The organism is bacterium, assembly GCA_036524115.1.
In the GTDB taxonomy this organism is placed as follows: domain Bacteria; phylum JAUVQV01; class JAUVQV01; order JAUVQV01; family DATDCY01; genus DATDCY01.
Genome location: DATDCY010000323.1, coordinates 1 through 10046, shown reverse-complemented (window position 1 = coordinate 10046; position 10046 = coordinate 1). Strand labels below are relative to the sequence as shown.

The following is a 10046-nucleotide window of genomic DNA, read 5'->3' as shown; positions in this document are numbered from 1 at the left end:
CCGCGTGCGACACGCCGGCCGAGGACGCGAACGGCGACGGCTTCTGCGACGCCCGCGACTGCCGGCCGCCCGCGCGCGACTGCAGCGAGGGGGAGACCCTCGTCTGGTCCGCGGGGGACTGGCGCTGCGCTGCACGGGTCTGCGTTCCGGGAGAGTTGGCCCCCTGCTATACCGGCCCGCCTGACACCGCGAACGTGGGGAGGTGCCGCAGCGGCCTGCGGCAGTGCCGCGCCGACGGAACGGGGTGGGGCGTCTGCACGGGCCAGGTTCTCCCGTGGGCATGGGAGATGTGCGAGGTGACGCGGCTCGATCCGGTTCTCGCGCCACTCTACGACGACGACTGCGACGGCCTTCCCGGTTGCGCGGACCCCGACTGCGCCACCAGTGGCGCTTGCGCGCCCACCCCTTGCCATACGAATGGAGACTGCGGTTACGTTGACTACTGCCAGAAGCCGGTGGGCTCCTGTGACGCAGCCGGCACCTGCGTCGCGCGGGGAGAAAGCTGCCCGGCCGGCTGGGGTCCGGTGTGCGGCTGCGACAACCGGACGTACCCCAGCGCCTGCGACGCGGGCCTCGCGGGGGTGAGCGTCTCTTATGCGCCAGAGTGCTTCTAGAGAGCTGCTTGCCAACTTCGAGGTTTCCGAGAGCAAGGGTGCGGGGCCGGCACCCAGGGGCGGTGTGTTCGTCGCGACGTGACGAGGAAGCCTGAGCCGTGAAGCGTTGCCTCTTGATGCTGGCCGTGATCCTCATGAGTCCCCAGTTCGGTTGGGCTGCTTCCATCGCCAGGCAGATCCCGATGACCTTCCGGACGACGCTCACCCCCGGGGTTACCTACGATTTCACCTTCAGCGTGCACGACGGCCCGGACGAGGCCGCTGCCTGGCTCTGGAGCGAAGGGCCGGTCGCGCTCAAGGTGCAAGCCGACGGATCGATCACGCACCTTCTGGGGCGCATCCGTCCCCTTGGCGCCTCCGTCGATTTCACGCGGCAGCTGTGGGTCCAGTGGCGCGGCGGCGGTGAGATGCACCGGATCAGGATGCCCGTCGTCCCCTATGCGATGTTTGCCGTCGACGCTCTGCCGGGACCGCAGGGGCCGCCGGGCGACAAGGGAGAAGCCGGCCCGCAGGGACCGATTGGCGCGCAGGGAGCCACCGGCGCGCAGGGCGAGCCCGGCCTGCAAGGGTCGCGGGGCGACAAGGGAGAGACCGGCCCGCAAGGACCGGCAGGCCCGGAGGGACCGGCCGGCCCGCAGGGGGCGCAGGGCGAGCACGGGGTGTCCTGCTGGGATACCGACGCGGACGCCGCGTGCGACACGCCGGCCGAGGACGCGAACGGCGACGGCTTCTGCGACGCCCGCGACTGCCGGCCGCCCGCGCGCGACTGCAGCGAGGGGGAGACCCTCGTCTGGTCCGCGGGGGACTGGCGCTGCTGCGTCCCGGGAGAGTGGGCCCCCTGCTATGACGGCGCGCTTGCCACCTTGAACAAGGGGAGATGCCGCAGCGGCCTGCGGCAGTGCCGCGCCGATGGAACGGGGTGGGGCGTCTGCACGGGCCAGGTCCTTCCGATGCCGACAGGGGAGATCTGCGAGAGGACGCAGCGCGATCCGGTTCTCGCCCCACTCTACGACGACGACTGCGACGGTCGTTCCGGTTGCAGGGACCCCGATTGCACCACCAGTCCCGCTTGCGCGCCCACCCCTTGCCAAACGAATCGAGACTGCGTCACGTACGTTGAATTCTGCCAGAAGCCGGTGGGTTCCTGTGGCGCAGCCGGCTTCTGCGTCGAGCATGGGGATGCCTGCCCGACCTACGGGACTCCCGTGTGCGGCTGCGATGGCCTGACGTACGGCAGCGCCTGCGAGGCGGGCCTCGCGGGGGTGAGCGTCGCCTACGAGGGAGGGTGCCACCCGTGAGGTGCGCGGCGGCTGCCGGACTGGATTCTCGTGCTCAGCGCGGCGGCGCCGCCACCACCCCCCAGATCCGCGCGGCGTACTCCCCCACCGTCCGGTCGATCGAGAAGCGTCCCATCCGCGCCACGGTGAGGATCGCGCGCCGCGCCCACTCGCGGGGCGTCCGGTAGAGCTCGTCGACGCGCTGCTGCGCCAGGCAGTAGCTCTCGAAGTCCGCGAGCACGAGGAAGGGGTCGCCGCCGCAGGTCAGCGCGTCGACCACCGGGCGGAACAGCTCCGGCGTGTGCGGGGCGAAGTAGCCGCTCCCGATCATGTCCAGGGCCTGGCGCAGCTCGCCGCTCGCGCTGTAGCAGGCCCAGGGGTCGTGGCCGGTGCGCCGGCGCTCGAGCACCTCGGCCGCCGTCAGCCCGAAGACGAAGAGGTTCTCCTCGCCGACGGCCTGGCAGATCTCGACCGTCGCGCCGTCGAGCGTGCCGAGGGTCAGCGCGCCGTTGAGCGCCAGCTTCATGTTTCCGGTCCCCGAGGCCTCGAACCCCGCGGTGGAGATCTGCTGCGAGAGCTCGGCCGCCGGGATGATGTCGCAGGCGGTGCTCACGTCGTAGTTCGGGATGAAGACGATCTTGAGGCGCCCCGCGACGGCCGGATCGTTGTCGATCACATCGGCGACGGCGTGGATCAGCCGGATGATCAGCTTCGCCAGCGCGTAGCTCGGGGCCGCCTTGCCGGCGAAGATCACCGTGCGCGGCACGACGTCGGCGCCGGGGTCCGCGCGCAGCCGGTTGTAGCGCGCGATCACGCCGAGCAGGTTCAGCAGCTGGCGCTTGTACTCGTGGATGCGCTTGATCTGCACGTCGAAGAGCGAGTCCGGGTCGACGCCGATGCGCAGGTGCCTGAGGATCAGCCCCGCGAGCCGCTCCTTGTTCGCGCGCTTGACGGCGAGGAACTCGCGCTGCAGCTCCGGGTCGCCGGCGAGCGGCTCGAGCGCGCGCAGGCGCTCCAGGTCGGTCACCCACCCGGAGCCGGCGCGCGCGGAGATCAGCCCCGCGAGCCGCGGGTTGGCCTCGTTGAGCCAGCGCCGCGGCGTGATGCCGTTGGTGATGTTCGTCATCCGCCCGGGGAAGAGCTGCTCGAAGTCCGCGAACAGCGTGCGGCGCATCAGGTCCGCGTGCAGCGCCGAGACGCCGTTGACCGCGTGGCTGCCGACGATCGCCAGGTTGGCCATGCGCACGCGCCGGCCGCCCGCCTCGTCGATCAGCGAGACGCGCCGCACCAGCTCCTCGTCGCCGGGATGGCGGTGGCGCACGTCGGCGAGGAACTCCTGGTTGATGCGGTAGATGATCTGCAGGTGGCGCGGCAGCAGCTCCTCGAAGAACGCGACCGGCCAGGTCTCGAGCGCCTCGGGCAGCAGCGTGTGGTTGGTGTAGGCGAAGACCCCGGTCGTGATGGACCAGGCGCGGTCCCAGTCGAGGCCGTGCACGTCGCACAGCAGGCGCATCAGCTCGGGGATGGCCAGCGCCGGGTGCGTGTCGTTGAGCTGCACAGCCACGTGCTCCGGCAGCTCCTCGAAGTGATCGTGCATCTTGGCGTAGCGGGCGAGGATGTCCTGCAGCGAGGCGCTGACGAAGAAGTACTCCTGCTGGAAGCGCAGCTCGCGCCCCATCTCGGTGGAGTCGCTCGGGTAGAGCACGCGCGTGAGGTTCTCGGAGTGGATCTTGTCCTGCACCGCGCGGATGTAGTCGCCCTCGTTGAAGAAGCGCAGGTCGAACTCGCGGGTGGCCTTGGCCGACCACAGCCGCATGTTGTTGACGGTGTCGGTGCCGTAGCCGGGGATCGGCGTGTCGTAGGCCATGGCCATGATCTGCTCGCCGGCCCGCCAGTCGTAGCGCTGGCGCCCCGCGCTGTCGCGGTACTCGACGACGCGCCCGCCGAAGCGCACCGGGAAGAGCAGCTCCGCCCGCGGGAACTCCCAGGGGTTGCCGTAGCGCAGCCAGTGCTCGAGGTGCTCGACCTGCGCGCCCTCCTCGATCTTCTGGTAGAACATCCCGTACTCGTAGCGGATGCCGTAGCCGTAGCCGGGCAGGCCGAGCGTGGCCATCGCGTCCAGGATGCAGGCCGCCAGGCGCCCGAGGCCGCCGTTGCCGAGCGCGGCCTCCTCCTCCTGCCCGGCCAGGCGCTCGTAGTCCAGTCCGAGCGCGGCGAGCGCCTCGCGGCAGGCGGGCATGAGGCCGGTGTTCAGGAGGCTGTTGGTCAGCGAGCGGCCGATGAGGAACTCCATCGAGAAGTAGTAGACGCGCTTGGCGTCGCGCTCGTAGTAGCGGTGCATCGTCTCCATCCAGCGCTCGATGAGCCGGTCGCGCACCGTGAGCACGAGCGCGTGGAAGAGGTCGCGGTCGGTGGCGGTGTGCTGGTCCTTCGCGACGGTGTAGACGAGGTGGTTGACGATCCCGCGCCGCAGCGAGGCGGCGTCCTCTCCCGGCTCGTCGTAGCGGTCAAAGGGGCTGTCGTCGCTCGCGCGCATCGGGTTCCCTCCCGCCGGCGACTATAGCCAGAAAAATACCTCTGGACAACGCCTGCGGCGCCGTGTATGGTAGTGGCTCAGTAGCCTACAGTTGCTCAATCCCCAATTGTTGGCAAACAGAGGTGCACCGGGGGCCATGATCCCGCGTGCGTTACTACACGGGATTGGTGGGAAGGGAAGGAAAGATGGCGCGTGGTACGGTGAAGTGGTTCAATGATCAGAAGGGCTTCGGGTTCATCAGCCTCGACGACGGCTCGAAGGACGTCTTCGTCCATCACACGGCGATCCTCGGCACGGGCTTCAAGAGCCTGAGCGAGGGTCAGACCGTCGAGTTCGATATCGTCCAGGGGCAGAAGGGCCCGGCTGCGGCCAACGTCCGCGCTGTCTGATCCCGCCCGACGCCTCAGCGGCCCCCCTCCCGCGTGGGAGCGGGGGCCGTTGATTTTTCCGCCCCGCTCCGCGGGGGAGCGCTCCCCCCGGCCCCCGAACGAGAGGACGTGAGGCATGCCGAAGAAGCAGCGACCGTCGTTCCAGAAGCGCCAGAAGGAAATGGCGCGGCAGCAGAAGCAGAAGGAGAAGGAAGCCCGCCGCGTCGAGCGCAAGCTCCAGAAGGAGGCCGGGACGCTGGAGGAGGACAACCTCCAGGTGCTGAGCGCGCCCCTGCCGCTACCGGAGGAGCTGGCCGGCGGCCCGGCGCCGCGCGACGACGAGGGGCAGGAACCGGATCACTGATCCTCGTCCGCGAAGACGAGGCAGGTGTTCTTCAGCTTCCGCCGCCCCTCGGCGACGATCTCCTCCTCGGTCAGCTTCCCCTTCAGCTCGCTCCAGTAGGTGAGCGAGTTGCCGATGAGGATCATCGAGACCAGGCGCACCGCGTTCTCCACCAGCTCGACGAGGTGCGCGCAGCCCCTTGGTCCGCCGACGCGCCGGTGGATCTCGCGCAGGACGCCGCGGTCGATCGAGACCCCCGCCAGCCAGCGGATGCCCTCCGTCCCCTTGGCGCACCGCGTCAGCGGCGTCTTGCTCATGGTGGCCTTCGCGGACTCGATGGTGCGGTCGGCCATGCGCACGACCAGTTCCAGGTGCAGGGAGTGCTCCAGGTCCAGCAGCGAGCTCTGCACGAGCAGCCGTCCTTCGTCGATCTGCTTGACGTTGGAGTGGATGCTGCGCTGGAAGATGTCCATTGAAGTGCACCGTAGCCTCCGGAAATCGGGCCGTCAAGTTCGGGTGTGTGACGGAGTGCACAACCCATTGATAATCAATGGGTCTGGTCGCTTGACATCGGGCCGCTTCGGCGGCACTCTCTACCGCGCCGCATCGCCGGATCCAGCCGGGCGCGCGGTGTCCGACGCTGCATGATCGGGGAAGGGCAGGGGGCGGGAGGCCCCGGGGAGACTATGGCCACGTTCAGCGATTTCGAGAGGCCCGCGTTCACGAACCTGACCAGCGCGATCCGCGCGCTGGCCATGGACGCGGTGGAGAAGGCGAAGTCCGGGCACCCCGGCATGCCGATGGGCATGGCCGAGATCGCGACGGTGCTCTGGAACCACCACCTGCGGCACAACCCGGCCGACCCGGCGTGGGCCAACCGTGACCGCTTCGTGCTCTCGAACGGCCACGGCTCGATGCTGCTCTACGCGCTGCTGCACCTGACCGGCTACGACCTGACGATGGACGACATCAAGGCCTTCCGGCAGCTGCATTCGAAGACCCCCGGCCACCCGGAGGTCGGCGTCACGCCCGGCGTGGAGACGACGACGGGGCCGCTCGGGCAGGGCCTCGCCAACGCGGTGGGCATGGCGGTCGCGGAGATGGTCCTCGCGCGCGCCTTCAACCGCCCCGGCCACGAGATTGTCGACCACGCGACGTGGGTCTTCCTCGGCGACGGCTGCCTCATGGAGGGGATCAGCCACGAGGCCTGCTCGCTGGCGGGCACGCTCGGCCTCGGCAAGCTCACCTGCTTCTACGACGACAACGGCATCTCGATCGACGGCCACGTCAGCGGCTGGTTCACCGACGACACGCCGAAGCGTTTCGAAGCCTACGGCTGGCACGTCGTGCGCGACGTCAACGGGCACGACCCCGAGGCGATCCACGCGGCCATCCTCGCCGCCAGGGCGGAGACCGCGCGGCCGAGCATCATCTGCTGCAAGACCGTGATCGGCATGGGCGCCGCGACGAAGGCCGGGACGCACGACGTGCACGGCGCGCCGCTCGGCGAGGCCGAGATCGCCGCGACCCGCCCGCACATCGGCTGGCACCACCTGCCCTTCGAGATCCCGGACGAGGTCTACCGGGGGTTCGACGGGCGCCCGCGCGGCGCGCGGCTGCAGGCGGAGTGGCAGCGGCGCTTCGACGCGTACGCCAAGGCCCATCCGGACCTGGCGGCCGAATTCCGGCGGCGCATCGCCGGCGAGCTGCCCGCGGGGTGGGCCGCGCACGTCGATGCGACGCTCGCGGCGTTCGCCGCCAAGGGCGAGTCGATCGCCACGCGCAAGGCCTCGCAGAACTGCATCGAGGCCTACGGCAAGGTCCTCCCCGAGCTCATCGGCGGCTCGGCGGACCTCGCCGGCTCGAACCTCACGCTCTGGAGCGGCGCGGTGCCGGTCACGCGCGAGAGCGGCGGCACCTACCTCTACTTCGGGGTGCGCGAGTTCGGCATGAGCGCGATCTGCAACGGCATCGCGCTGCACGGGGGGCTCATCCCGTACTCGTCGACCTTCCTCATGTTCTCGGAGTACGCCCGCAACGCGCTGCGCATGGCCGCGCTCATGAAGGCGCGCCAGGTCTTCGTCTACACGCACGACTCGATCGGGCTCGGCGAGGACGGCCCGACGCACCAGGCGGTCGAGCAGACCGCCACGCTGCGGCTGATCCCGAACATGGACGTCTGGCGCCCCTGCGACACGGTGGAATCCGCGGTGGCCTGGGCGGCGGCGCTCGAGCGGCGCGACGGGCCGACCTCGCTGCTCTTCTCGCGGCAGAACCTCCCCTTCCAGAAGCGCGACGCGGCGCAGACGGCGGCCATCCGCCGCGGCGGCTACGTGCTGGCCGAGGCGGCCGGCGGGCCGGCCCGCGCGGTCATCATCGCCACCGGCTCCGAGGTGTCCGTCGCGCTCGGCGCGCAGAAGGCGCTGGCCGAGGCGGGGATCGCGGTGCGCGTGGTCTCCATGCCCTCGTGCGGCGTGTTCGACCGCCAGGAGGCCGCATGGCGCGACGCCGTGCTGCCGCCGGGCATCCCGCGCGTCGCCGTCGAGGCGGGCGTCACGGCCTGCTGGCACAAGTACGTCGGGCTCGAGGGCGCGGTCGTCGGCCTCGACCGCTTCGGGGAGTCGGCGCCGGCCGGCGCGCTGTTCAAGTATTTCGGCATCACCCCCGAGGGCGTCGCGAACGCCGTGCGGTCCGTCCTGCGCGCGTAGCGGCATGGGCGGATGCGGCGCGCGTGCGCCGCGTCCGCGGGTGCGGTAAGATAGTATGCATGGAACCGCGCGAGAAGAAGAGCATGCGCTGCCCGGCCTGCGGCGGGCGGCTCGAGCTGGTCGTCCGCTGACAGACCGCGATCCTGCGCTGCCGGGAATGCAGCCGCGAATCGGGGATCGCCGAGTGCTGCGAGCTGATCGACGAGCCGACGTGGGAGCGTATCGCCTCGCGGCCCTGCAACCGGGTCTGAAGAGGACGCCCCCCCGCGATCCGCGCGGACGCGCGGAATTGGGGACCCCCCGGAATCGTTGATTTATCTCCCGGATTCGGTATACTTCCCCGATCATGTCTGACGCCAAGACCAAGAAGTCGACCGTTTCGGCCGCCGAGACGCTGCCGCTGAAGGGCAAGGCCGTCCGCTTCCACGAGTCGCGGATGGTCAAGTCGCTCGGGATCTACCCCTATTTCCGGGAGATCTCCTCCGCGCAGGACACGGTGGTCACGATCGAGGGCCGCGAGGTCCTCATGTTCGGCTCGAACAGCTACCTCGGGCTGACGAACCACCCGGAAATCAAGAAGGCGGCCATCGACGCGGTCGAGCGCTACGGCACCGGCTGCTCCGGCTCGCGCTTCCTCAACGGCAGCCTCGACATCCACCGGATGCTCGAGGAGGAGCTGGCGGACCTCGTCGGCCTGCCGGGGGCGATCGTCTTCTCGACCGGCTTCCAGGCGAACCTCGGCGCGATCTCGGCGATGGTCGACCGCGGCGAGTACGTGGTCACCGACCGTCTCGACCACGCGAGCATCATCGACGGCTGCAGGCTCAGCTACGGCCGCAAGCTCAAGTTCCAGCACAACGACCTCGAGGACCTCGACCGCGTGCTGCGGGCGCTGCCGCCCGAGAGCGGCAAGCTCGTCGTCGTCGACGGCGTCTACAGCATGGAGGGGGACATCGCGCCGCTGCCCGAGATCGCGACGGTCTGCGAGCGCCACCGCGCCGGCCTCATGGTGGACGACGCGCACGGCATCGGCGTGATGGGGAAGTGCGGCGCCGGCACGGTGAACCACTTCGGGCTGGAGAAGCGCGTCCAGATCATCATGGGGACGTTCAGCAAGTCCCTGGCCTCGCTCGGCGGCTTCATCGCGGCGGACGCGGACACGATCGAGTACCTCAAGCACAAGTCGCGCGCGCTGATCTTCAGCGCGAGCATGCCGCCCTCGAACGTCGAGGCGGTGCGGGCGGCGCTGCGGATCATGAGGCGCGAGCCCGAGCGCATCGAGCGGCTCTGGGAGATCACGGCGCGGATGCGCGAGGGGCTGCGCTCGATCGGCTACGACATCGGGCCCTCCGAGACGCCGATCATCCCGGTGCGCGTCGGCGACAGTCTGACGGCCTTCAAGATGTGCAAGGAGCTGCAGAACGAGGGCGTGTTCGTCAACCCGGTGGTCGCGCCCGCAGTCCCCGAGGGCGAGTGCATCCTCCGCGTGAGCCTGATGGCGACCCACACGCCGGAGCAGGTGGATGTCGCTCTCGCGAAGATGGAGCAGGTGGGGCGCGCGCTCCACGTCGTCTAGCCCGGGGCATCCGTCCCCGGCCACGTTCCCGTACCGTGCACGTGTCGGGCTCCGGCCCGGGGGCGCCTGTTCACTTTTGTCGCGCCCTGCGGCCCTCAGTACGCGAGAGCATTCATCAGCTGCTCGACTGTCAATGCGCCGGCCACACTCAGCGGACACAGCAAGCGGCCGGCGCATTATGACCGTTCACAGGCGCCCCCGGGCCGGAGCCCTGGGCAGGCCGCCGATAAGGGCCCATCTGCGGCGTTGCCCTCCTCCCGCCTCCCTGCGGCGGGCACGAGCCCGCCTCAGTCGCCGGATCGTCGGGCGCCTTGCATCTGGACCCTTCTCGGCGCCCTGCCGGTCGAGGTTGCGATGAGAGAGTTCGGCCTGAGCGGGGAGCAGGTTGTGACGGGCGGCCGCATGTGGAGCGCGAAAGAGAGAGGGGCATGACGGCGCTGGTCACCGGGGCCACGGGCTTCATCGGGCGGGCGCTGTGCCTGCGGCTGGCGGCGGCGGGGACGCCCGTGCGGGCGCTCGTGCGCGACCCCGCCCGCGCCGGCGACCTGGCCGCGACGCCGGGTGTCGAACTGGTGCGCGGTGACCTGCGCGATGCGGCCGCGCTCGGGGCATTGGTGAGCGGCG

The 10046-nt window shown here is 70.2% G+C and carries 9 protein-coding genes; 7 read left to right on the top strand and 2 right to left on the bottom strand.

Annotation, left to right across the window (positions count from 1 at the left end):
- Together VI078_15730 and VI078_15725 are read left to right on the top strand one after the other, a co-directional pair.
- Positions 1 to 614 (top strand): Kazal-type serine protease inhibitor domain-containing protein (locus VI078_15730; protein HEY6000736.1); only part of this gene is annotated, 614 nt, incomplete at its 5' end.
- Positions 615 to 712: 98 nt separating this feature from the next.
- On the top strand, positions 713 to 1912 hold the full coding sequence (locus VI078_15725) for a hypothetical protein (GenBank protein ID HEY6000735.1): 1200 nt from the start codon (positions 713 to 715) through the stop codon (positions 1910 to 1912).
- A gap of 34 nt (positions 1913 to 1946) precedes the next feature.
- Here the strand turns inward: VI078_15725 and VI078_15720 are convergent, their stop codons facing one another.
- Positions 1947 to 4427: a glycogen/starch/alpha-glucan phosphorylase gene (locus VI078_15720; GenBank protein HEY6000734.1), complete on the bottom strand. Its 2481-nt coding sequence runs from the start codon at positions 4425 to 4427 to the stop codon at positions 1947 to 1949.
- Positions 4428 to 4612: 185 nt separating this feature from the next.
- On the opposite strand from VI078_15720, the gene VI078_15715 reads away from it, so the two are divergent.
- Both VI078_15715 and VI078_15710 read left to right on the top strand, forming a co-directional pair.
- A complete protein-coding gene (locus VI078_15715) occupies positions 4613 to 4816 on the top strand; it encodes a cold-shock protein (GenBank protein HEY6000733.1) in 204 nt (67 codons plus the stop codon).
- A 115-nt stretch (positions 4817 to 4931) separates the two neighbouring features.
- Complete coding sequence (locus VI078_15710) at positions 4932 to 5159, top strand: hypothetical protein (protein HEY6000732.1); 228 nt, start codon at positions 4932 to 4934, stop codon at positions 5157 to 5159.
- On the opposite strand, the gene VI078_15705 is transcribed toward VI078_15710, so the two are convergent.
- The gene (locus VI078_15705) at positions 5153 to 5611 is read right to left on the bottom strand and encodes a DUF2889 domain-containing protein (GenBank protein HEY6000731.1); all 459 of its coding nucleotides are present in this window, start codon (positions 5609 to 5611) and stop codon (positions 5153 to 5155) included. The two genes, VI078_15710 and VI078_15705, sit on opposite strands and share 7 nt — an antisense overlap.
- A gap of 213 nt (positions 5612 to 5824) precedes the next feature.
- Here VI078_15705 and tkt point away from each other — a divergent pair, with 213 nt between their 5' ends.
- From tkt to VI078_15690, 3 genes are all read left to right on the top strand, one after another.
- Positions 5825 to 7846, top strand: a complete 2022-nt coding sequence (tkt, locus tag VI078_15700) for a transketolase (GenBank protein HEY6000730.1) — start codon at positions 5825 to 5827, stop codon at positions 7844 to 7846.
- Between the two features lie 436 nt (positions 7847 to 8282).
- Positions 8283 to 9422, top strand: a complete 1140-nt coding sequence (locus VI078_15695; protein HEY6000729.1) for an aminotransferase class I/II-fold pyridoxal phosphate-dependent enzyme — start codon at positions 8283 to 8285, stop codon at positions 9420 to 9422.
- A 428-nt stretch (positions 9423 to 9850) separates the two neighbouring features.
- On the top strand, positions 9851 to 10046 hold a 196-nt coding region (locus tag VI078_15690; GenBank protein HEY6000728.1), incomplete at its 3' end, for an NAD(P)H-binding protein.